Annotated in this window: 18 protein-coding genes, 2 tRNA genes and 2 pseudogenes; 12 read left to right on the forward strand and 10 right to left on the reverse strand. The window is 55.7% G+C overall.

The features are described 5' to 3' along the window. The first annotated feature begins 9 nt into the window (after positions 1 to 9). Entirely contained in the window at positions 10 to 924 is a 915-nt protein-coding gene (locus SIK97_RS28355; protein WP_057174015.1) for a LysR family transcriptional regulator, read from the forward strand. Positions 925 to 1,042: 118 nt separating this feature from the next. Here the strand turns inward: SIK97_RS28355 and SIK97_RS28360 are convergent. Beyond that, positions 1,043 to 1,365, reverse strand: a pseudogene (locus SIK97_RS28360) (molybdopterin-dependent oxidoreductase); the annotation flags it as partial. A 3-nt stretch (positions 1,366 to 1,368) separates the two neighbouring features. Between SIK97_RS28360 and SIK97_RS28365 the strand changes: the two are divergent. After that, positions 1,369 to 1,548: pseudogene (locus SIK97_RS28365) on the forward strand (type II toxin-antitoxin system PemK/MazF family toxin); the annotation flags it as partial. A 52-nt stretch (positions 1,549 to 1,600) separates the two neighbouring features. On the opposite strand, the gene SIK97_RS28370 reads toward SIK97_RS28365, so the two are convergent. Next, positions 1,601 to 1,676, reverse strand: a tRNA-Asn gene (locus tag SIK97_RS28370). Positions 1,677 to 1,682: 6 nt separating this feature from the next. Between SIK97_RS28370 and SIK97_RS29755 the strand changes: the two genes are divergently transcribed. The 3 genes from SIK97_RS29755 to SIK97_RS28380 all read left to right on the forward strand — a co-directional run bounded on the left by SIK97_RS29755 (position 1,683) and on the right by SIK97_RS28380 (position 3,529). Beyond that, positions 1,683 to 1,862 carry a DUF5951 family protein gene (locus tag SIK97_RS29755; protein ID WP_219538927.1) on the forward strand — a complete coding sequence of 60 codons (180 nt, stop codon included), beginning with the start codon at positions 1,683 to 1,685 and terminating at the stop codon, positions 1,860 to 1,862. A gap of 8 nt (positions 1,863 to 1,870) precedes the next feature. Further along, positions 1,871 to 3,328: an EmmdR/YeeO family multidrug/toxin efflux MATE transporter gene (locus SIK97_RS28375; RefSeq protein WP_025106072.1), complete on the forward strand. Its 1,458-nt coding sequence runs from the start codon at positions 1,871 to 1,873 to the stop codon at positions 3,326 to 3,328. 125 nt (positions 3,329 to 3,453) lie between these two features. After that, a tRNA-Asn gene (locus SIK97_RS28380) sits at positions 3,454 to 3,529 on the forward strand. A gap of 760 nt (positions 3,530 to 4,289) precedes the next feature. On the opposite strand, the gene SIK97_RS28385 is transcribed toward SIK97_RS28380, so the two are convergent. Next, positions 4,290 to 5,744, reverse strand: a complete 1,455-nt coding sequence (locus tag SIK97_RS28385) for an AMP nucleosidase (protein ID WP_014229909.1) — start codon at positions 5,742 to 5,744, stop codon at positions 4,290 to 4,292. Between the two features lie 132 nt (positions 5,745 to 5,876). After that, positions 5,877 to 6,134 (reverse strand): histidine kinase, encoded by a 258-nt coding sequence (locus SIK97_RS28390; RefSeq protein WP_014229908.1) that lies wholly within the window; start codon positions 6,132 to 6,134, stop codon positions 5,877 to 5,879. A gap of 169 nt (positions 6,135 to 6,303) precedes the next feature. On the opposite strand from SIK97_RS28390, the gene SIK97_RS28395 reads away from it, so the two are divergent. Continuing rightward, positions 6,304 to 7,845: an alpha/beta hydrolase gene (locus SIK97_RS28395; RefSeq protein WP_057174016.1), complete on the forward strand. Its 1,542-nt coding sequence runs from the start codon at positions 6,304 to 6,306 to the stop codon at positions 7,843 to 7,845. On the opposite strand, the gene SIK97_RS28400 is transcribed toward SIK97_RS28395, so the two are convergent. Further along, positions 7,837 to 8,769 carry a nucleoside recognition domain-containing protein gene (locus SIK97_RS28400; protein WP_014229906.1) on the reverse strand — a complete coding sequence of 311 codons (933 nt, stop codon included), beginning with the start codon at positions 8,767 to 8,769 and terminating at the stop codon, positions 7,837 to 7,839. The two genes, SIK97_RS28395 and SIK97_RS28400, sit on opposite strands and share 9 nt — an antisense overlap. Before the next feature lie 226 nt (positions 8,770 to 8,995). On the opposite strand from SIK97_RS28400, the gene pagP reads away from it, so the two are divergent. Further along, the gene (pagP, locus tag SIK97_RS28405; protein ID WP_025106074.1) at positions 8,996 to 9,571 is read left to right on the forward strand and encodes a lipid IV(A) palmitoyltransferase PagP; all 576 of its coding nucleotides are present in this window, start codon (positions 8,996 to 8,998) and stop codon (positions 9,569 to 9,571) included. A gap of 34 nt (positions 9,572 to 9,605) precedes the next feature. Here pagP and SIK97_RS28410 read toward each other — a convergent pair whose 3' ends face one another. From SIK97_RS28410 to SIK97_RS28420, 3 genes are read right to left on the reverse strand one after another with little or no spacing between them, the layout of a single operon-like run. Beyond that, positions 9,606 to 10,529 (reverse strand): acyltransferase, encoded by a 924-nt coding sequence (locus tag SIK97_RS28410; RefSeq protein ID WP_160741211.1) that lies wholly within the window; start codon positions 10,527 to 10,529, stop codon positions 9,606 to 9,608. 38 nt (positions 10,530 to 10,567) lie between these two features. Continuing rightward, positions 10,568 to 13,630: an efflux RND transporter permease subunit gene (locus SIK97_RS28415; protein WP_057174017.1), complete on the reverse strand. Its 3,063-nt coding sequence runs from the start codon at positions 13,628 to 13,630 to the stop codon at positions 10,568 to 10,570. After that, on the reverse strand, positions 13,630 to 14,715 hold the full coding sequence (locus SIK97_RS28420) for an efflux RND transporter periplasmic adaptor subunit (protein ID WP_057174018.1): 1,086 nt from the start codon (positions 14,713 to 14,715) through the stop codon (positions 13,630 to 13,632). The genes SIK97_RS28415 and SIK97_RS28420 overlap by 1 nt, the downstream gene beginning before the upstream one ends. 533 nt (positions 14,716 to 15,248) lie before the next feature. On the opposite strand from SIK97_RS28420, the gene SIK97_RS28425 reads away from it, so the two are divergent. The 3 genes from SIK97_RS28425 to SIK97_RS28435 all read left to right on the forward strand — a co-directional run bounded on the left by SIK97_RS28425 (position 15,249) and on the right by SIK97_RS28435 (position 19,536). Continuing rightward, positions 15,249 to 15,680: a universal stress protein gene (locus tag SIK97_RS28425; protein ID WP_047723422.1), complete on the forward strand. Its 432-nt coding sequence runs from the start codon at positions 15,249 to 15,251 to the stop codon at positions 15,678 to 15,680. Between the two features lie 50 nt (positions 15,681 to 15,730). Beyond that, entirely contained in the window at positions 15,731 to 18,418 is a 2,688-nt protein-coding gene (locus SIK97_RS28430) for a cation-transporting P-type ATPase (RefSeq protein WP_046878079.1), read from the forward strand. Positions 18,419 to 18,606: 188 nt separating this feature from the next. Then, positions 18,607 to 19,536 (forward strand): alpha/beta hydrolase, encoded by a 930-nt coding sequence (locus SIK97_RS28435; protein ID WP_057174019.1) that lies wholly within the window; start codon positions 18,607 to 18,609, stop codon positions 19,534 to 19,536. A 73-nt stretch (positions 19,537 to 19,609) separates the two neighbouring features. Here the strand turns inward: SIK97_RS28435 and SIK97_RS28440 are convergent, their stop codons facing one another. Further along, the gene (locus SIK97_RS28440) at positions 19,610 to 20,017 is read right to left on the reverse strand and encodes a cupin domain-containing protein (RefSeq protein WP_025106080.1); all 408 of its coding nucleotides are present in this window, start codon (positions 20,015 to 20,017) and stop codon (positions 19,610 to 19,612) included. A gap of 127 nt (positions 20,018 to 20,144) precedes the next feature. Between SIK97_RS28440 and SIK97_RS28445 the strand changes: the two genes are divergently transcribed. Next, the gene (locus SIK97_RS28445; RefSeq protein WP_057174020.1) at positions 20,145 to 21,047 is read left to right on the forward strand and encodes a LysR family transcriptional regulator; all 903 of its coding nucleotides are present in this window, start codon (positions 20,145 to 20,147) and stop codon (positions 21,045 to 21,047) included. A gap of 59 nt (positions 21,048 to 21,106) precedes the next feature. Here SIK97_RS28445 and SIK97_RS28450 read toward each other — a convergent pair whose 3' ends face one another. Then, entirely contained in the window at positions 21,107 to 22,027 is a 921-nt protein-coding gene (locus SIK97_RS28450; RefSeq protein WP_057174021.1) for a LysR family transcriptional regulator, read from the reverse strand. A 143-nt stretch (positions 22,028 to 22,170) separates the two neighbouring features. On the opposite strand from SIK97_RS28450, the gene SIK97_RS28455 reads away from it, so the two are divergent. After that, positions 22,171 to 22,566: a RidA family protein gene (locus SIK97_RS28455; protein ID WP_049083417.1), complete on the forward strand. Its 396-nt coding sequence runs from the start codon at positions 22,171 to 22,173 to the stop codon at positions 22,564 to 22,566. Positions 22,567 to 22,593 lie beyond the last annotated feature (27 nt).

Genomic DNA, 22,593 nt, shown 5'->3' on the forward strand with positions numbered 1-22,593 from the left:
ATGTTAACAATGAAAAATATTCCCGAATTGCAACATGTAGAAATGCTTGTTCTTATTGTGAAGCATGGAAGTTTTCGTCAGGCAGCAAAAGAGTTGAATATTTCTCCACCAACGTTAACTATTGCCATAAATAATCTGGAAGAGAAACTGGGCGCGAGGCTTTTAAATCGTTCTACGCGCAGTCTTTCCCTGACCGCTATCGGCCAGGAATTTCTGAATGACGTTACTCCTGTGCTCAATGACTACAGGCGGGTGATTGATAACCTTAATGAGCACAGAGCAAAGCCGGAAGGGGTGGTGAGGCTAAACTTGCCACGCATTGTGCTGGATCTCTTCTTTCAACGTTACTTCGCACCGTTCAAAAATGAGTATCCGGATATTAAACTTGAGTTATTCACCACGGACAGAAAAGTCAATATTATAGATTCAGGATTTGATGCGGGTATACGCTATACGCAAGATGTGCCTAAAGATATGATTGCCATACCCTTTGGAGAGCCGCTATCTCTTATTCCAGTGGCGAGTGCGGATTTTATAAAAAAATGCGGCGCACCCTCTTCACCAAAAGATCTCGTTAATTTCAGATGCATTAATCGTTGCTTTCCAGGTGGGGATCTGTACCGCTGGGAGTTTATTAGCGCTACGGGCGTTATAACGGAAGTGGCTGTGAAGGGCGATCTGGTGATGGATTCCGATGCGGCGATGATACAGGCTGCGGAATCCGGATTAGGTATTGCCTTTGTATATGAGAATCTGGTTCAGGATAAAATTAAAGAAGGCGGGCTTGTCCGCTTACTGTCTGATTATCATTATCCTGCCGATCATTTTAATATTTACTATCCGAGCCGCAAACATATCCCGGTCCCCCTGAGAACATTTATAACATGGGTGATGTCGATGAATAAAAATATCCTGCAGCAATAGCATGTGAAACGGCGGGTGAAAATAGACGGGATGAAAAACTGATTTTATCACGCTCTTTTGTATTGTCTGTACGCCTGACGCTTCTGCGGCTTTATCGTCCGGTCGCCATCCCGCGCCATTAACGCTGTCCGGTTCCGGGGCTGCACGGGTGCAAAATACCGCTAAACCCGTTGTAGCCCCGATCCTCCCGGTAGCCGCCGGGGTTGGTATCGCTGACGAAAATGGCGGCGATATGCCTGGCGTTTTTGAACCTCAGTTTGGCCGGCACCCGCAATCGTAGCGGAAAACCATACTCCACAGCCAACGACTTACCGGCAAAATCCAGCGCCAGAAGGGTTTTCGGATGCAGCGCGGTGGCCATATCAAGCGATCCGCGCACTGAAAGTCGACAAGCGCGCTGAGATCGGCGCCGACATGCAGCAGGAAGCGCTTTAGCGGTACTTTGCTCGCACGGCTGGTTTCACCGTTTCACTGGAAGGGGCAGGGACAAAAACAACGGGCGTTATTCGCTGCGACCAGCCCAGAACCATAAATATGGCTGCCCGGAACGGCAAGCGGCTGGAACGCATACCAGACGCTGTGGTAAATGAAGTGCTTGCCAGGCTGGATGCAATTTTAAGTTAACGCAGGACGCAGAAAAGCAAAAAGCCTGCTTCAAAAGCAGGCTTTTCAAATATGGCTCCTCTGACTGGACTCGAACCAGTGACATACGGATTAACAGTCCGCCGTTCTACCGACTGAACTACAGAGGAATCGTTGTGGAGTCGTATCTTAGCGGCGAAAAAACTTTTGTCAAACATCTATTCGCCGTCCGAGGCTCAACTGGCGCATCCATCAACAAATTGTCGCCATTATCGACAATTTATCGGGAAAAATGCTTTGCAGGATTAGCTTTTCTCTATCATCATTTGAAATGTAGTTTCAACTTTTCTCACTAAGGTCTCCCTTGAACGTCACCGCCGCATTACGCCAGTCCGTCGAACGCACGTCCTGGTTTAAAAAACGCAAGAGCTATCGCGTCCTCTACTGGCGTGAAATCAGCCCGCTTGCGGTCCCCATTTTGCTGGAAAACGCCTGCGTATTGCTGATGGGCGTGTTGAGTACTTTTTTGGTCAGTTGGCTCGGTAAAGAGGCCATGGCGGGCGTAGGCCTGGCCGACAGCTTCAATATGGTGATCATGTCCTTTTTTGCCGCCATCGACCTCGGTACGACCGTGGTGGTGGCTTTTAGCCTGGGTAAGCGGGACCGGCGGCGGGCAAGGGCGGCAGCGCGCCAGTCGCTGGCGATAATGACCCTGTTCTCGATTATTCTCGCGGCGGTCATCCATGCCTTCGGCGCGGAAATCATTAATTTTGTCGCCGGGGATGCGACAGAAGAGGTAAAAGGTCTGGCGCTGACCTATCTGGAGCTGACGGTGCTGAGCTATCCGGCGGCGGCAATTGCCCTGATCGGCAGCGGCGCGCTGCGCGGCGCCGGGACCACCAAAATTCCGCTGCTGATCAACGGCGGGATGAATATCCTCAATATTATTATCAGCAGCATCCTGATTTACGGCATTTTCTCGTGGCCCGGCATGGGGTTTGTCGGGGCGGGGCTGGGATTAACGATTGCCCGCTACATTGGCGCGGTGGCCACCATTTGGGTGCTAATGATCGGTTTTAACCCGGCGCTGCGCATTTCGCTGAAGAGCTATTTTAAGCCGTTTAACTTCGCCATTATCTGGGAAGTGATGGGCATCGGGATCCCCGCCAGCATTGAATCGGTTTTGTTCAACGGCGGTAAGCTGCTGACGCAGATGTTTGTTGCCGGGATGGGGACCAACGTGATTGCCGGTAACTTTATCGCTTTCTCCGTGGCCGCGCTGATCAACCTGCCGGGGAACGCGCTCGGTTCAGCATCGACTATTATCACCGGCCGACGCCTCGGAAAAGGGCAGATCGCTCAGGCGGAGCGTCAGGCGTGGCACGTCTTCTGGCTGTCGACCATCATTTTGACGGCGATCGCCTGGGGAACCGCGCCGCTTGCCGGCCTGATCGCCTCGTTCTATACCAGCGAAGAGGACGTCAAAGTGGTGGTGAAAGAGCTGCTGTGGCTGAACGCCTTCTTTATGCCGATCTGGGCGATGGCCTGGACGCTGCCGTGCGCCTTTAAAGGAGCGCGCGACGTGCGTTACACCATGTGGGTCTCAATGCTCGGCATGTGGGGCTGTCGCGTGGTGGCGGGCTACACGCTGGGGATTGTGCTGGGCATGGGGGTGATCGGCGTCTGGCTGGGTATGGTGCTTGACTGGGCGGTGCGCGGCGTTTTGTTTTACTGCCGGATGGTCAGCGGGCGCTGGCTGTGGAAGTACCCGCGAACGAAAGCGCAGGCCGACGAGACCCGCGCGCAGGTTGAAGAAACGTAACATGTGGTGGGCGAAACGGGACTTTTCGCCCAAAGTGGAGAATTATTCGGCAAACGGTTTGAAATGTGAAAACAGCCTTTGACAAGGTGGGGCGCCATCGATAATATGCGCCTCGTTCAAACGATTCCTCTGTAGTTCAGTCGGTAGAACGGCGGACTGTTAATCCGTATGTCACTGGTTCGAGTCCAGTCAGAGGAGCCATATTTAAGAAGCCCGCTTAAGGAAACTTAAGCGGGCTTTTTGCTTTCTATTCCATAGCCACGATGGTGGCAACGCCGGGGCACAAGAACATTCCCTGCGCACCGTCAGGGTCTTAAAACCAGGATACAATAAGGGAAATTAGCCCGATCGCGGCAGTCCAGAAAAAAAGAGTTGCTAATAAAATAAACAGGCGGATATTCCCTACGGTTAATTTCATAAAGCTGTCGTCCATACTTTTACGAAAATAGTACATTGCCGGTCGCGATAGATAAGCATATCCATGGTTGCTTACTGTCGACATGCGCAATTTTATCTCTGGTAATTTAGTAACAAGGTATTTGTTGCAAACAACCTGTCGCTATTAAAGGATGATTCCAGAGTAGAGTAGCGCCCATAGGTAACTCTTTGATTATTTTAATCTCTCCCTGGCGCTGGCTATTTTGTACCGCTTTTTTGTGACATGTGAATTTATCTAATTAATTTAATAGGTTACGAGACTCAATTCAAGTGTTAATCAGACCCCGGTTGAGCGTTTTATGACCACGGGGCAAATGATGCCTATATGTTAATAAAATGTTTATTTTTTAATTGGCATAGCAATAATAATATTGCGCGGATATACCATATGGATGTGTTCTGAGAAATTTTTACCCCTAACAAAAATAAACGCTTTATTTTATAACGCTCAGTCCGGCTGGTGGCCGCGTAAATATTTTACGCGATCCGGACTGAGTGTATTCTGCTCGTATGATATCAGCGCTTAGCGGAACGGCGGTTCGTTGAAGGTTCTCAGCTTGCGCGAATGCATGTGGTCGCCTTCGGCGCGCAGCAGGTCAATCGCCCGAATACCAATCTGCAAATGTTCGGAAATGGCCCCTTCATAGAATCGGTTAGCCTGTCCCGGCAGCTTAATCTCGCCGTGCAGCGGTTTATCGGAGACGCACAGCAGGGTGCCGTAAGGAACGCGGAAGCGATAGCCCTGGGCGGCAATGGTTGCGCTTTCCATATCGATAGCCACCGCGCGGCTGAGGTTAAAGCGCAGCGCTGAGGCCGAGTAGCGCAGCTCCCAGTTGCGATCGTCGGTAGTGACCACCGTTCCGGTACGCAGCCGCTGCTTTACCTCTTCGCCCGGCATGCCGCTGACCTGCTTCGTGGCGTCGTAGAGCGCGCGCTGAACTTCGGCGATGCTCGGAATAGGGATATCCGGCGGCAGCACCGCATCCAGCACGTGGTCGTCGCGCAGATAGGCATGGGCCAGCACGTAGTCGCCGATATTCTGGCTTTCACGCAGGCCGCCGCAGTGGCCAATCATCAGCCAGACGTCCGGACGCAGCACCGCCAGATGGTCGCAGATATTTTTGGCATTTGCCGGGCCGACGCCAATATTAATCAGCGTGATCCCCTGTCCGTCTTTGGTTATCAGATGCCAGGCGGGCATCTGGTGCTTTTTCCACGCCAGATCGGAAATCGCTTCCTCCGGTGCCTCCGTGTCCGCCGTTATCCAGATCCCGCCCGCGCAGGAGAGGGCGATATAGGGGCTCTCGGGATCGAGAATTTGGCTACAGCCCCAGCGCACGAACTCATCGACGTAGCGGGTGTAGTTGGTAAACAGCATATACGGCTGGAAATGGTCAACCGGCGTGCCGGTATAGTGGCGCAGGCGCGCCAGCGAGAAATCGACGCGGCGGGCGTCGAAGTGGGAAAGTGGATAGTATTCCGTCGAATGAAACAGGCCATCGGCGGTTTCATCGCCAATTTGCGACAGCTCGGTGGTGGGGAAAAAACGCGTCAGGCCGGCGCTCATTGAGCGATCGAGCGTGAGTTCGGAGCCATCAATAACGTACGGATAGGGGATCTCATGCTGCGACAGCCCGACGGTAATCGCGGCATCGTAATCCTGATACAGCATGGTGAGCTGCTCCAGCAGATAGGCGCGAAACAGTTTAGGGTTGGTGATGGTGGTGGTATAGCAACCGCTATGGGTGAAGCGACCCCAGGCCCGGGTTTTTAACGCTTTATGTTCCGCGCCGTCCCACGATACCGACAGCTGCGGGTAAACGAACAGTCCTTCCGCACGGGCGCTATTCTCGGGGAGGATATTATGGTGAATATAATCGCCGAGGGCTTTACGCAGCGCATTGACCGATTTTTCATAGAGCGCTTCGAGCTGCGTAAGCGCCTGTTCTGGGGTCAGCCTGGCGGCTTTCTGATTCATGACGTACTCCTTGTTTCTGCTCTGCTGACGTTTTGCTTAGTATGTCACAGACTGAAAAAGGCGCAGGACAATTTAACCCGCTTAGTTGAGAAAGTACTGAGATTAGAACCAGTTGATGCTGGGGGATGTCGATTAATGCGCGGTGATATTCGCGATGGCGCCCCAGCGTTCAGCGCTGAAATGCGTGGCGTTGAGCACTTTTAGGGTGATCGACTTATTGTCGTTAATGCAGTACAGGGCGTTAGCCAACGGCGTCAGCTTATCGCCCTCCTGTAGACGCCGGCCGCAGGAAGTGAGTTCCGCAATGATGGTTAGCTGGCCGCTTTGCAGAACCGCGTGGGTATGTGTAGACGTCGAGGCCTCGCGTAGTTTCTTAATCCACCATTCCATTTGTTTATTCCTGACCTGTTACACTCCGGCGATAATTCATGTTTGCTCCTCATCTGACAATAAGAACAGGCGGTTGGTTTAGTCTATGTTTAATAAGTGAATCGCAGGATCGGATTCCTTCTGCATAATAGCCCACCCTGGCAGCTAAAGAGATAATTCGGACAGAAATATGGCAATGATGCGTTTTACCCGGCTGCTGAATAAGTCGGGATTGAGAATAGTCTCGGTGGCGAAAAAAGCCATCATTGGGCTGCTGGTGGTCGTGATCGTCTTTTTTATTGGCCGTATTTACGAATCGCAGCGCGGTCCGGCGCTGCACCGCTGGCATACCTGGACGGCGAATGAAATGAGCGCCAGCGAGATTGACCGCGCCACTTTTGCCGAATACCAGACGCGGGAAGCGGCGATTTTCCGCGATATGAAAAGCAGCATTACCGACACGCTGAGCGACGATGAAAAAACGGCCATTAACCGCTTTTACTCGCAAAGTCTGGTCTATCCGGATAAGTTTCATCCCGACTGGAACCGCTCCTTTATTCTGCTGCCGCAGGGCAAACCGCGCGGCGCGGCGGTGCTGCTGCACGGCCTGACGGATTCTCCCTATAGCGTACATTATCTGGCGCAGCGCTATCAGCAGCTGGGATTTGTTGCCGTCGCGCCGCGGCTGCCTGGACACGGTACCGCCCCCGGCGCGCTCACCGCGGTGGACCGCGAAGAGTGGATAGCGACAACCCGGCTTGCGGTGCGCGAAGCGACGCGGTTGGCGGGGGATGACGCACCTCTGCACGTGGTTGGCTACTCCAACGGCGGGGCGCTGGCGCTGAAGTACGCCCTCGATAGCCTTGAGGATAAATCGCTGCGCCGGCCGCAGCAGGTCATTCTGCTGTCGCCGATGATTGGCGTTACCGCGTTTGCGCGTTTTGCCGGGCTGGCCGGTTTGCCTTCAGTATTTCCGGCTTTCGCTCGCGCGGCGTGGCTGAACGTCGTCCCGGAGTTTAATCCCTATAAATACAATTCGTTCCCGGTGAAGGCGGCAAGGCAGTCATGGCTGTTGTCGCAGGCGCTGCAGCAGCAAATCGTGCAGGAAGCGCAGCGTCAGCGGCTTTCTGAACTGGCGCCGGTGTTAACTTTTCAGTCGGTGATGGATTCAACGGTGAGCACCCGGGCGGTGGTGGATTCGCTCTATCGTTATCTGCCGGATAACGGTAGCGAACTGGTGATTTTCGACATTAACCAGGCGGCGAATTTGCGCGCGCTATTTCGTCCCTCGCTCTATTCGGCGGTCAATACGTTATTGCCGCCGGCGCCTCGGCCCTACGGCACCACGGTGATTACCAACGCCGCGCCCGACACCTACGAGACGGTGGCCCGCACCACGCTTGCCGGGACGCGAAGCGAAACCGTGACGCCGCTGAATATCGCCTGGCCGCAGGATATGTATTCACTATCGCACGTGGCGGTGCCGTTCCCGCTGACCGACTCGCTCTATGGCCGCGAACCGGCGGAGAAAAATCGCTACGGGATCAGCATCGGCACGATCTCGTTGCGTGGGGAAACCTCAACCCTGAGCGTCGGGCTGGATACGCTGATGCGCGTCACGTCCAACCCGTTTTTCCCGTGGATGATGGCGCGCATTAACCATCATATCGCCTGTAGCGAGCAGGCGGATATCGCTGCCTGTCTCCGTTCGCAGGAGGCGGCCTCAGAATAGCGTGAGGTGCATCACGGTGCGGATGGCGATCCCGGCGATAGCGCCAATCGCGGCGAAGCGGAACAGGCGTACGAAGCGCGAGCTGACGCCCAGAAAGATGCCGATGCCGGGAAGATCGAACGTTTGCACTAGCAGGCCCGCCGAGGCGTTGATCTGGCTTACGGTCGCTTTACCCTGCTGGACGAGCTCGGAGACCACGCCGAAATAGGCCGTACCGCCGGCAACGCATTTGACCAGCGCCGGCAGCACGAAGTTAACCGGAATATTCAGCCACAGCAGCAGCGGCAGCAGCAGGCGCTGAAGCATCTCAATCAGGCCTGCCGCCTGCATAAATCCGACGATGGCCAGCGACAGGATCAGCATGGGCACCGCGCCGAGGGCCAGGCGGATGGCGTCGGCACCGGCGCTGTTGATAACGGCGATAATCCCCTGGCTATTTTGCTCCGCCTCAGGCAGCGCGTCGGCCCGCACGTTTTCAACCATCGATAGCCTGCGGCCGGCGATATGCCAGGTGACCGCGGCGGCGCACAGCCCGCCGACAATCGAAATGATGATTGAGGCCAGCCAGTGCAGGCCGAAGGGCGTTAACGGGTAGAAAACGTTGCCTTGACCCATGGCGAAAAGCATCGCCAGCGTGGCGGCCATATGCCGGTCCGAAGCGCCGCGTTTATCCATAATCGCGAGGGTCGCCAGCGGGGCGGCGAAGCTGACAAAATTCATCTGAATCAGGGCAAAAGCGCTCATCCCGGTTAAGCCGAACGGCTTAAGCAGCGGGGCGAGCCAGCGAACGATGGCGTCCAGTACCCCGCGGACCTCCAGATATTTCATCACGATGAGCATGACGACCATGATTGGCAACAGCGTATAAAGCGCCACATCGACGGAGGTTTTCCCCGCCGACATAATAATGCTGATGAAGTCCATCTATTTCTCAATCACTGCGGGCAGAAAGGATAATTAGCGCCATCATAATCCCAGCGGCAAGGAAATGAAATCACCGCGGCGGCGCTCTCTGTCCTGAAACGGGCGTTTAACTGGACTTGCAATTAGCCCGGGACGGTGCAGAAAATTTGTTGGTTGATATTTGCAAAGCCCGTTTTTTGTTCCCAAACTGAATGAACACCGGGCGACTTTCTTTAAGGATAAAACGATGCGACGTTGTCTGCGGCTAGCGTGGGGAATAGCGTTTATTTTCGCCTTGTCGGTACAGGCTGAAACGAAGGTCTATGGCGAGCAGCGCATCAGCGGCTGGTGGAGCTGGTTGAAAAACGACGTCTCGCAGACCTGGAATGAGCCGCAAAACTACGATTTATATCTGCCGTTTCTCAGCTGGCACAACCGCTTTATGTACGATAAAGAGAAAACGGATAACTATAATGAAATGCCGTGGGGCGGAGGTTTCGGCGTTTCCAGATATAACGCGGAGGGCAACTGGAGTTCGCTCTACGCCATGATGTTCAAAGATTCGCACAACGAGTGGCAGCCGATTGTCGGCTACGGTTGGGAGAAGGGCTGGTATCTTGATAGCCGTCGTGACTTTCGCCTGGGTCTTGGCGTCACCGCCGGGATCACCGCCCGCGATGACTTTGCCAACTACGTACCTCTGCCGATTATTTTGCCGCTCTTCTCCGCCAGCTACCGCCGTCTGAGCGTGCAGTTCACCTATATTCCCGGCACCTATAATAACGGCAACGTACTGTTTGCCTGGCTGCGCTACGGTTTTTAAATGCGCAGGCGGCCATGACCTGAACCGGCGAGCGTCAAATCGTAATCACTTTTTTGACCACCGAATTGGACAGCGCGAGCATCGAAATCAGTACCGAAGTGATAAACGTAAGGACAATCAGCATTAATTTTGTCCCCAGCGAGTTAATCGGGATAAACGCGGTGAGCAGGTGAAAAACGGAGTAGTGGAGAATATAGACGCCGGTCATCGTTTTGCTAATGGTGGCGAGAAGGGTCTCTTTAAACTCGCTGTTTTTGCGAAACCGCACGCCGTTGGCGGCAATAACCAGCGCAACCACCAGAATATAGATTTGTGAACCGGTCAGAATGAACGCATTTCTGTCGGCCTTAAACAGGGCGAAAAAGAAATGCCGCTCGTAAAACCAGGTAAAAAGGTAAATAAACGGAATGGCGATCATCGCGCCTTTGACCACTTTTTCTCGCCTGAGCCAGTCGGCGACCAGCGGGTCGCTGAACAGCTGACCGGTCAGATAAAACAGCAGCCAGGTCCACAGGCGGTACTGCGGCGCCAGGCTCAGCGCATGAACATCCGGGTACAGCGCGGACAAAAGATCGTAACCATACGAGAGCAGCAGCAGCGTGAACACCGCGGCAAAGAAGGCTGTGCGTCTTTGGCTGAGCCACTCGATAACCGGGTGAAAGGTATAAATGACGATAAACGCAAACACAAACCACGGCTGGATAAGATAGCCGCGCTGGTAGGGCTCCCAGAGATAGTACACCGTCATCCAGAACAGAAAGACGATCACCACGCTTTTGATTTTGCCCAACTGCCATTGTGAGTCGTGGCGAGACTGTGAATCCAGATAGCCCGCCACTACAAAAAACAGCGGCGTGGCGATAGTGGAAATAAACGTCAAAAACCCGAGGATCCAGTGATAGTCATAATCATAGCTATCCCAGGTGTTGTAAATGGTGAAGAAGGTCACCGCCGTCATGCATCCCAGCGTTTTAATAATATTTAATCCGGTACTGTTCATGGTTGTCGCTTCATATTCTGATTGTGGAAACAGGCGTAGATTACCGGCAGAACCAGCAGCGTCAGAATAGTAGCAAAACCCAGACCAAACATGATAACGACCGCCATGCTCTGGAAGAAAACGTCGAGTAATAAAGGCGCCAGGCCGAGCACGGTGGTGAACGCCGTCAGCAGGATAGGGCGCAGACGCGAAGTGGCGGCATCAATAATCGCGTCCTGCTGCGCTTTTTCCTGTTTCTGCTGTTCAATCTCTTCTACCAGCACGATGCCGTTACGAATCAGCATTCCGCTCAGGCTCAGCAGACCGATTAACGCCATAAACCCAAAAGGGATCCCGGTGATTAAAAAGCCCGGCGTTACGCCAATCAGCGCCAGCGGCACGGTCAGCCAGATGGCGATCGCATTTTTCAGCGAACTGAACATCAGGACGGTGATGACAAACATCACCAGGTAACCCAGCGGCAGGGTAGTAAACAGCCCCTGCTGCGCCTCGCTGGAGTTCTCCGCATCGCCACCCCACTCAATGCTGTAACCGTGCGGCAGAGCGAGCGCATCAATCTGCGGCTTCACGCGGGACAGGATATCCCCCGACGTCTGGTGGCTGAGCGGGTCGGGATCGGTCTGTACCGTCAGCACCCGGCTGCGATCGCGGCGCAGAATCAGCGGATCTTCCCATTCAAGGTGAAAGCCGCTGACCACGTTACTGAGCGGAATATACTGCTGGCGGCTCTGGCTCCAGACCAGCACGTTATTCAGGTGATTCGCGTCCTGGCGCTCGGCGGCGGGCGGGCGGACGATCGTCGGCAGCAGGTCGGCTCCCTCACGGTACAATCCAACGCGGCTGCCGGAGAAGTTCATCTCCAGGGCGTTATCAATATCCTGTTTATCAACGCCTAACTCGCGCCCAAGCGCGGGGGAGTACTGCGGACGAATAACTTTGCTACGGTTTTGCCAGTCGTTGCGAACGCCGTCGGTGGCCGGGTCTGCGGAGAGGATATCGCCAACCTGGCTGGCGAGCAGGCGCAGACGGTCGGGGTCCGGACCTTTAATCCGCACCTCGATGGCGCTGTCGCCGGAGGGACCGAACATCACGCGCTTCGTGCTGGCGTTCACCTGCGGGTAGTTGCGCGCAATATAGCGATCCACATGCTGCGTCAGGGCGGCAATGCTGCGCTGGTCGTCCATGCGCACCATGATCTGCGCATAGTTGCTGTACTGCCGTTGCCCGCTGTAGGTGAGGATAAACCGCATGCTGCCCTGACCGACGGTGGCCACGGTGGTGACTACCCCGGGCTGGCCGTTAATGGTGGTCTCAATATCGCTGGTCATCTTTTCGGTGGTCGCGATATCGGTACCGTAGGGTAGCCAGAGATCGACAAAGAAAATCGGCGTATTTGACGAGGGGAAAAAGTTTTGCCGCACCGAGCCGAATCCCCAGATAGCGGCGGCCAGCAGCGCCGCCATGACGGTCAGCGTAATGGTTTTGCGCAGCAGAAGAGCACGCAGAGCCTGCTGGTACAGACGGTAAAAGCGCCCGCCGTACGGATTGGCGTCGGCCTGCGCCACCGGCTGCGATTGATTTTTAAACAGCCACCATTTAATCAGCACCGGGGTAATGGTCAGCGCCGAGAACCAGCTCAGCATGAGCGAAATCAGCAGCACCTGGAACAGCGATTTACAGTATTCCCCGGTTGAGTCCTGCGACAGGCCAATCGGCGCAAAGGCGAGAATGGCAATCACCGTGGCCCCCAGCAGCGGCAGCGCCGAACGGCGGATCACGTAGTTAATCGCCATGAGCAGCGTTGACCCCTGCTGGCGGGCGATCAGCACGCCTTCGACGATGACGATAGCGTTATCGACCAGCATGCTCAGGGCGATAATCAACGCCCCCAGCGAGATACGCTGCAGCTCGATACCCCACAGGTACATGATCAGCAGCGTACCGAGCACGTTGAGCGCCAGCGACAGGGCGATAATAATGCCGCTGCGTACGCCCATAAAGATCAGCAGCACGCCAACCACAATCGCCAGCGCCATCAGGAAGTTGGTGATAAAGCCGTTGACCGAATGGGCGACTTCCGCCGCCTGATCGTAGAACAGGTCAATGTTGATCCCGGCCGGTTTTTCCGCCGACATCTGCACCAGCTTGCTTTCCAGCGCGCGGCCAACGTCAATCACGTTAACCCCGGGTATAAACGACACCCCCATAGTGACCGCCTGTCGGCCGTTGGCGTGGTAAATGCTGGAAGGCGATTCGCTCAGCCCGCGCGAGAGGGTGGCAATATCGCGCAGCCGCGTCGCCGTTGCCGAGCCGTGCGGGCTGATTAACAGGTCGCCAAGCTCGTCGAGGTTGGCAAACTCGCCCGTGGGATGCAGGCGAATCGATTCGCTGCCGGATTTAATCTCACCGGCGTTAGACACCACGTTCAACCTGCTCAGTATCGCCGCCAGCTGGTTGAGCGTGATTCCGCGGGCGGCCATTTTCGCCAGCGAGATATCGATGTTGATCTGCTGGGGGATCGCCCCGCCGATGGCGACTTTGCCGACGCCGGGGACCAGCACCAGTTCACGACGCAGCTGCTCGGCATAGCGAACCAGCTCAGGGTTGGTAAAGCTCTCGCCGGAGAGGGCAAAGAAGAAGCCAAAGACATCGCCAAAATCGTCGTTCACAAACGGAGCGGCGACGCCGGGAGGGAACTGGCGGGCGGCGTCGCCCACCCGGCGGCGCAGTTCATCCCAGATTTGCGGCAGCTCGCGGGAGTGGTAGCGCGAGGCGATATTGACGGTAATTTGCGACAGACCGTTGGAGGAAATTGAGCTGACGTTGTCGAGATACGGCAGCTGCTGCAGCGCGTTTTCCAGCGGCAGGGTGACTTCTTCTTCCACCTGCTGCGCCGACGCGCCGGGATAGTGGGTGACCACCACCGCGGTTTTGATGGTAAACGCCGGATCTTCCAGGCGGCCAATATTCAGCAGAGCGAAGATCCCGCCGATGCCCAGCAGCAAAATGGTCAGCCAGACGCGGACCGGGTTGTTAATAAACTGGCGGGAAATATCCATTACAAACCTCGTTCACGCGTCCAGATACGAACCGGCTGTTGCGCATGTAATTCGCTGACGCCTGCCGCCACTACGCGCTCGCCGACGCTGAGCCCTTCGGTAATCACCACGCCCTGAGAGGTCACCGGGCCCACGCCGACTTTTCTCTCTTCCAGCTTGAGCTGGTCGCCGCTTCCCTGTACCACCCAGACGTGGGGTTCATTGCGCGGGCGATTATCCGGGTTAAACACCGCTTCAACCGGCACCACCACCGCGTTTTGTCCGGCGCTGGCGGGCAGGTTCGCCAGGTTGATTGTCACCGTTCCGCTAACGCCGCCCACCGCGGGGAAGTCGGCCGGCCTCGGCATAGTCAGTATGATTTGCCAGGTGAGCGTGCTGCTGTCGCTGCTGCCGGTGTGTTCTTTGTAGTCGGCGGTAAACTGGCGATCCGGCATGGCGTTAATTTTGACGACAGGACGATACTGCGCGTTGCGAATATCGAGCGCGGTAAAGAGATTTTCCGGAACGCTAAACACCACGTCGAGCAGATCGTTTCGCGTCAGAGTCACAATTGGCTGCCCGGCGGCAACCACCTGATGGTTACGTACCGGGACGTAAGCGGCAACGCCGCTGAACGGGGCGGTCAACGTCATTTGCGACAGCTCTTCGCGGGCGATTTTCAGCGCGGCGTTAGCGGCGTCGCGGTTGGCCCGCTGGATATCCATTTCCGCCTTTGAAATCGCCTGACGCCCGGCCAGCGTCTGGAAGCGATCGAACTGCCGCTGGGCGAGGGTGGCAGCGGTTTGCCGTTCATTCACGCGCTGCTGCGCTTCCCGGGCGTTGAGCCTGGCAAGGGGCTGCCCCTGAGTAATATTGGCTCCCTGACGGACATCAAGAGATTCAATCTGGCCGCCGCGTTTGAAAGACAAATCGGTGGAGTCCCCGGACTCAATGCGGGCGGGAAATACGCGCTGCTGCGCATCACCGATAGCCACCACCTCGGCGACTTTGACCATCCGCGGTAACGGCGTAATTTCAGGCGCTTTCCGATCGCAAGCCGTTGTTATTAAAATAACAAGCGGAATGAGAGAAAAATAACGGTTCACTGTATTCCCCTCGGAGTTAAAGGCCATGTTTTACATATTGTTCACAATCGCTGGTTTTATTCAGCGAGGGCCGAGACAACGAAATAGGTAATTAACCCGGTAGCCGTACAGGCGATTATTGCCAGGGCAATAAACAGGCTCAGGCGAAACAGACTGTAACCGAACATCGTTCCTCCTTTAGCTTAAATAGCTGGCTAAGTAAATTCTTATCTTAATAATTATTGTGGGGCGCCAGAAAACGAGCAAGCCACTGATAATGAGGATAGTCGTAGTAAAACGGAAATGTTAAAAAGAGCAAAAATTATGGCGATGTCGACGATTTTACCGGGTTTGTAGTCGAATTGTCTGGCTGCGCCTGACTCTGTGATATTTTTCAATATATTAATTGGCAGCTTAATAATGTTTATCGTGGTGTGCTACGTTTAATTATACCTACACGTCTTGCAGATTTTGTTCTTGAGATCTTTTCCTCAGCGCCATTGCCCGGGCTGTTTTCACCACCTTTTTTTATAGGTAATAAAAGGATTGTCTCTATGTATAAAAATATCCTCGTGCCGGTTGATGTGTTTGAAATCGGTCTGGCGGACAAGGCCTTGTCCCACGCCCAATTCCTTGCGCAAAGCTCTTCGGGACAGATTCATCTGGTACACGTCATTCCCTCTTTTTCTCCGGTGCTGACGCGCGGTTTTATTTCCGATGCACGAAAAATGGAAGACTATCTGATTAATACTGCTAAGGAAAAGCTGGCAGAGCTGATCAAGAAACTCGCGCTGACGGAAAAGGATATTCAGATTCACATTCGCAGCGGCAACATTCGCGATGAGGTGACCAAACTGGCCGATGAACTGAAAGCGGATGTGGTGATCATCGGTTCGCGCAACCCGAATATTCAGACGCATCTGCTGGGGTCGGAGGCGGCAGGAATCGTTCGCTATGCCCATGTTCCGGTTTTTGTGGTGCGTTAAGGGCGGCCTGAGGCTGTCCTGATTTCCGTTACAGGAGTGAGGAGATAACTATGAATACAGAAAAACCGGGCGGCCCGTTCTATCAGCTCTCCGTAGAAGAAACCCTGACCAGCACCAACAGCACTCCGGAAGGCATCAGCGGCGCCGAGGCGGCGACGCGTTTGCAGCAGTATGGCGAAAATGCGCTGCCGCAAAAGGCGGGAAAGCCGGCGTGGCTGCGCTTTCTGGCGCATTTTAACGATGTGCTGATCTATGTGCTGCTGGCGGCGGCGCTGCTGACGGCGGTCATGGGGCACTGGGTGGATACCCTGGTGATCCTCGGCGTGGCGGTGATTAACGCCCTGATCGGCCATATCCAGGAGAGCAATGCGGAAAAATCGCTTCAGAGCATTCGCAACATGCTCTCCAGCGAGGCGGTGGTTATTCGTCAGGGCAACCATGAAACGATCCCGACAACCGCCCTGGTCCCCGGCGATATCGTCGTCATCCGCGCAGGCGATCGCATTCCCGCCGACCTGCGGGTGATCGAAGCGCATAACCTGCGGGTGGAAGAGGCGATTCTGACCGGCGAATCGACGGTGGTGGAGAAAAGCACCGAGGCGCTCAGCGGCGAACTGCCGCTAGGCGATCGTACCAATCTGCTGTTTTCCGGCACCACGGTGAGTTCGGGCGGCGGAAAAGGCCTGGTGGTCGCCACCGGCGGCGATACCGAGCTGGGCCATATTAACCAGATGATGTCGGATATCGAAAAACACCGTACGCCGCTGCTGGTGCAAATGGATAAGCTCGGCAAAGCCATTTTTATCATCATCCTGGTGATGATGGCCGCGCTGTTTGTCTTCAGCCTGCTGTTCCGCGATATGCCGGTTTCTGAGCTGATGCTGTCGTTGATTAGCCTCGCGGTGGCGTCGGTGCCAGAGGGTTTACCGGCGATTATCTCGATAATCCTCTCGCTCGGCGTGCAAACCATGGCCCGTCAGAAGGCGATTATCCGCAAGCTGCCCACAGTGGAAACCCTTGGGGCGATGACGGTGATCTGCTCGGATAAAACCGGAACGCTGACCATGAACGAGATGACGGTGAAGGCCGTTATTACCGCCGATAACGTTTATCGGGTGGAGGGCGACAGCTACGAACCGGTAGGGAATATTCATCCGATCGATGAGCCCGATCCGATAACCGTTGCCCCCGGCACGCTGCTGGAACGCTATCTGCGCACCATCGATCTGTGTAACGACAGTCAGCTTATCAAAGACGAAAGCGGGCTGTGGAAAATTACCGGCGGCCCGACCGAAGGGGCGCTGAAGGTGCTGGCGGCGAAAGTCCCGCTCCCGACGGTCAACACCGAGCTGCGCAGCAAAATCCCCTTTGATTCACAGTATAAATATATGTCGACGCTGTACCGCATCGGCGATGAAGAGATGATTTTGATTACCGGCGCGCCCGATGTCCTGTTCCGTCTGTGTCAGCATCAGCAAACCGACCATGGCCTGGCGCCGCTCGATCAGCCTTACTGGGAAGCGAAAATCGAAGAGTACGCGCGGGAAGGGCTGCGGATGGTGGCGGCGGCGTGGAAACCGGCAGCCGACGGGCAAACGGAGCTTAGCCATGAGGATTTGCAGCAGGGCGTCATTCTGCTGGGGGTTGCCGGGATGATGGATCCGCCGCGACCGGAGGCGATTACGGCGATCGGCGACTGCCTGCAGGCCGGGATCCGCGTGAAGATGATCACCGGCGACCACCCGCAAACCGCGATGAGCATCGGCAAGATGCTGGGGATCGGCAATGCGGAAAACGCCATCACCGGCAGAGAACTGGAGGTGATGGACGATATTCAGCTCAGCGAAGCGGCGCAGAAATTCGATATTTTCGCGCGTACCAGCCCGGAAGATAAATTCCGCCTGGTGCAGGCGCTGCAAAGCAGGAAAGAGGTGGTCGGGATGACCGGCGACGGCGTGAACGACGCCCCGGCGCTGAAGCAGGCCGATGTCGGTATCGCGATGGGGATTAAGGGCACCGAAGTGACCAAAGAGGCCGCGGATATGGTGCTGACCGACGATAATTTCGCCACCATCGCCAGCGCCGTCAGGGAAGGGCGTCGGGTATACGACAACCTGAAGAAAACCATTCTCTTCATTATGCCGACCAACCTGGCGCAGGGGCTGTTGATCATTATTGCGCTGCTGGCGGGGAATTTAATTCCGCTGACGCCGGTGCTGATCCTGTGGATGAACATGGCAACCTCCGCCACGCTGTCGTTCGGCCTGGCGTTCGAAGCGGGCGAGAAGAACATCATGCGGCGTCCGCCGCGCGATCCCAAACTGCACGTAATGGACGGCTTTGCTATCTGGCGGGTGATTTTTGTCGGTTCGATGATTGCCGTCAGCGCCTTTGTGCTTGAAGCCTGGCTACAGCCGCGCGGCTATTCGCCTGAGTTTATCCGCACGGTGCTGCTGCAGACGCTGGTTACCGCCCAGTGGTTCTATATGCTCAACTGCCGGGTGGCGGACGGCTTCTCGCTGAGTAAAGGGCTGCTGGCGAACCGGGGGATCTGGATTGTCAGCGGGGTGCTGCTGGTGCTGCAGCTGCTGATTATCTACGCGCCGTTTATGCAGATGCTGTTTGGTACCGAAGCGCTGCCGTTCCGCTACTGGGTTATCACCTTTATTATCGGTTTTGTGATGTTCCTGATTGTGGAAGTCGAGAAGCCGCTGACCCGGAGATGGCGTACGGCCTGATATTGAGCAGAACGCGGCATTCCCGGTAGCCCGGCTAAGCGCTGCGCGAGCCGGGCTACCCGTGATGTGATGATGGGTTCCCCGGGCAGGCGCAACTCGCCGCTCCCGGGATAACCTCGTTGCTTGCAATTGAGATTGATATTAGCAATCATTATCAATACCGAGGGTGTGCTGGAAACAATCAACCGATGTCGCTTCGCAAGTTTTGTTTTGCTTCTCCGCCGAAAGGGCGGATTTTTATCGCCGCGCTGGTCTCCACGCTTTATGGCATTAACGCTTACGCCAGGCCGGATATGCGCCCGCTGGGGCCGAATATCGCCGACCGCGGCTCCGCGTATTATCACTTCAACGTTGCTTATTTCGATTCCCTTGATGGCGAACGGCATTATAAGGTCTGGACTGCGATACCGAACGCGGCGCCGCCCGCGCAGGGGTATCCGATTCTGTACGCTCTGGACGGCAACGCGGTGATGGACCGGTTGTCCGACTCGCTGCTTGAGACGTTTACGCAAAAAACGCCGCCCGTTATTGTGGCCATCGGCTATCAAACGAATTTGCCCTTCGATCAGCCTGCCCGAGCCTATGACTACCGGCCGAAAGTAGAGGAGAATCCTGCCGACGCCGGATGGGACCGACGGAAGAGCGGCGGCAGCGAAGCATTTCGTCAGCTATTAGAAAATACCATCGTGGAAAAAGTTGAGCGCGGGATCGCGATCAACCCTCAGCAGCGGGCTATCTGGGGGCACTCCTATGGCGGATTATTTATCATTGACGCCTGGTTGGCGTCATCCCGCTTCCAAATCTATTTTTCTGCCAGTCCCTCTCTGGGACGGGGCAACGCCTCGCTGTTAGCAAAAATGGCCGAGGCGAAGGCGGATGCGTTTAACCGGAAGTCCCTGTACCTGATGGAGGGGGCGGTTGCGACCCAGCGGGCCTCTTCCACAGGGGCAGAAGAGATCCGGAGCAACGTTCTGCAGACGGTTTCCCTGCTCAAGAAAAATGGCGTGGCGGTCAACTGGTGGCCCTATCCCGGGCTGTCTCACGGGGAGATGTTTAGCGCCTCGCTGCAAAGCGCGCTGCTGGCGATGAGCGGTTTTCCCCTGGGCTCGGGCAATTAGTCGAAGATGCATTTTCGCATACCGCCGAATGAGAGTAGGGCGCATTAACTGGCGAGCCCTGCTGTTTCGATGCTTAAGGCAGCTGACGATAGGCGTCGTCGGCGACCGGCTCCAGCCATTCGTTAGACGCACCTTCGGCAGGGACGGCAACGGCGATATGGGCAAACCAGCTATCGGCGGCCGCGCCGTGCCAGTGCTTGACGCCGGCGGGAATATTCACGACGTCCCCAGCGGTAAGCTCGCGCGGCGGTTGATTCCACTCCTGATACCAGCCGCGACCGCCGGTCACCAGTAAAATTTGCCCGCCTTTATGATGGATATGCCAGTGGTTACGGCAGCCGGGCTCGAAGACCACGTTACCGATATTGACCCCTTCCGTGGAGAGCATATTCAGGTAGCTGGTACCCTGAAAATACTGCGCATAGGCCTCGTTTTTCTCCCCCTTGGGGAAGATACCGTTACCGTCAAATTGTTGGTTCATGATGTCTCCACATTTCAGTTTCGGGCTTTTAAGCGGCCCCTTACGACTCGTTGAACAAAGTGTAGAGAAGGTTTGATTAAATGATAAGATGCGCAAATATGAATACACTGGTGCACAAAATTCACCAATGATGAGCAAAGAAAAACTTAACGACCTGCAGGCTTTTGCCACGGTGGCTCACGAGCGCAGCTTTACCCGGGCGGCCGCGATTCTGGGTGTTTCCCGGTCAGCGCTGAGCCATACGCTGCTGGCTCTGGAAGCGCGTCTCGGGATAAGGCTGTTAATCCGCACCACGCGCAGCGTCTCGCCAACCGATGCCGGGAACCGTCTTCTGGCCGTTCTGGCGCCGCGGCTGAATGAAATCGAAGCTGAACTGGCTTCTCTGCGCGCTTCACGAGATAAACCCGCCGGAACGGTACGCATTACCGCCAACGATCATGCCATCGTCACCGTGCTGTGGCCGCGTCTGCGGCCTTTATTAACGCAATACCCGGATATTCATATTGAGTTCAGCGTCGGGTACGAGCTGACCGACATTGCCGCCCAGCGTTTTGATGCCGGCGTACGGATGGGCGATCAGGTGGATAAGGACATGATTGCGGTGCGCATCACGCCCGATGTGCAGATGGCGGTGGTTGCCGCCCCCGCTTATCTTGCCGGCAGGGCGGCAGTAAGACGTCCTGAGGATCTGATGACGCATAACTGCGTTAATTTGCGTTTGCCCACCCACGGCGGGCTTTACGCCTGGGAGTTTGAAAAGGGAAGTCAAAAGACCAGCGTTCGCGTTGACGGGCAAACCGTTTTCAACAATACCTTTCTGATGATTCAGGCCGCGCTGGACGGAGCAGGGATTGCCTATGTTCCTCACGACTTAGCGGCGAAATATATCGCTACGGGGGAACTGGTACCGCTACTTGCCGACTGGTGCCCTCATTTCCCGGGATACTATCTTTACTACCCGAGCCGACAGCATCTTCCGGCGGCGTTTACGCTGGTGGTCGACGCGCTGCGCTGGCACCGCAGGGGGTGATCCCGGCTGCGCGATGGCTGCCGGGCTTCTTAAACAGGGATCCTCTGACCGGGATGGCGTTACTTATTATTGGAATTGGGAACATGCTGCTGCATCAATTCAACGATCCAATCAATAAAAACACGCAGTTTGGCGTTGACATGGCGGTTTGGCGGAAACGCCAGGTACAATGGCATTGGACTGATACGCCATTGTTCAAATAACGGAATTAAAGCGCCACTGGCCCGATGTTTTGCCGCCATATAGGTTGGCAGCGCAATCACGCCTAAGCCAGCGAGCCCCGCTTCGAGGTAAGCATTGCCATCATCCACGGCAAGTACATAGCGGCCTGTGATTTCAATATGTTCACTCCCACTGCGCAGGACCAGAGGCTCAATCTTACCGGTGCGTGAGGACAAGAATCCCACTATGCGATGGTCGGTGTTTTCCAGCTCTCGCGGGTGCGCAGGGGCGCCAAGGCGTTCCGCATAGCCAGGGGCGGCGTAGACGCCGATTTGCAAATCGCCGACATGGCGCGCGATCAGGGACTGGTCGTTAATGTCGCCACCGCGCAGGACGCAATCCACGTTGTCGCCGATCAGGTCCACCACCCGGTCGCTGACGCCCATGTCGAACTGGATGTCAGGGTAGCGCGCGTGGAAAGCCGGTAGCTCCGGTATCAGGACGAGGCGGGCCAGCGGACTGGGCACATCCACCCGTAGCCGTCCCCTGGGGGTCATCGCCGCACTGGACAGGCTGTTTTCAGCATCCTCCATGTCCGCCAGCAGGCGGATGACGCGCTCGTAGTAGACCGCGCCATCGGCAGTCACGCCGAGCCTGCGGGTGGTGCGATGGAGCAACTTGACGCGCAGGCGCGCTTCCAGCTGCTGAATGAGCTGCGTCACCGTGGTTTTACTCATATGAAGCGTTTGGGCAGCCTTTGTGAAGCTCCCTGCCTCCACCACGCGAGCAAAGGCGCGCATCGCATCGAAACGATCCATTCCTTACCCCCCCCCTTTTCACCGATTGTTTGGATTTTACAAACAATGATGGACAAAGTCGCTTGTTTATCCGCCCGATTCAGCACCTGTAAAGTGTCTTTACGTTCACCGGGCTGATTTTGCCCCATTGCAGAGGTACAAACATGACAGCACGCGAAGCCGTTTTTCCCCTCGGTCGGCAGGCGCTCTATGAGCGCAATCGCTATTCACCGGCCATCAAATCCAATGGTTTCTTGTTCGTTTCCGGGCAGGTTGGTAGCCGCGAGGATGGTTCGCCTGAGCCCGAACTAAAAGCGCAGGTCAGGCTGGCATTCAATAATCTCAATGCTGTTCTCGCGGCTGCGGGCTGCACGTTCGGTGACGTGATTGACGTGACCCTCTTTGTTGTCGATCCCGAGTCAAATCTCGACGCTATCTGGAGTATCCTGCCAGAATATTGGGGGGAAGCGCCTTACCCTACGTTGACCGGGATCGGCGTGACGTGGCTTTACGGATTCCAGTTTGAGATTAAGGTGATTGCCAGGCTGCCCTGCGCGTGACGGGGCTTTCCGCCAGTCAAAAGATAA

The sequence above is a fragment of the Klebsiella sp. JN_Kp126 genome, from assembly GCF_033843325.1.
GTDB classification, from domain to species: Bacteria; Pseudomonadota; Gammaproteobacteria; order Enterobacterales; family Enterobacteriaceae; genus Klebsiella; species Klebsiella michiganensis.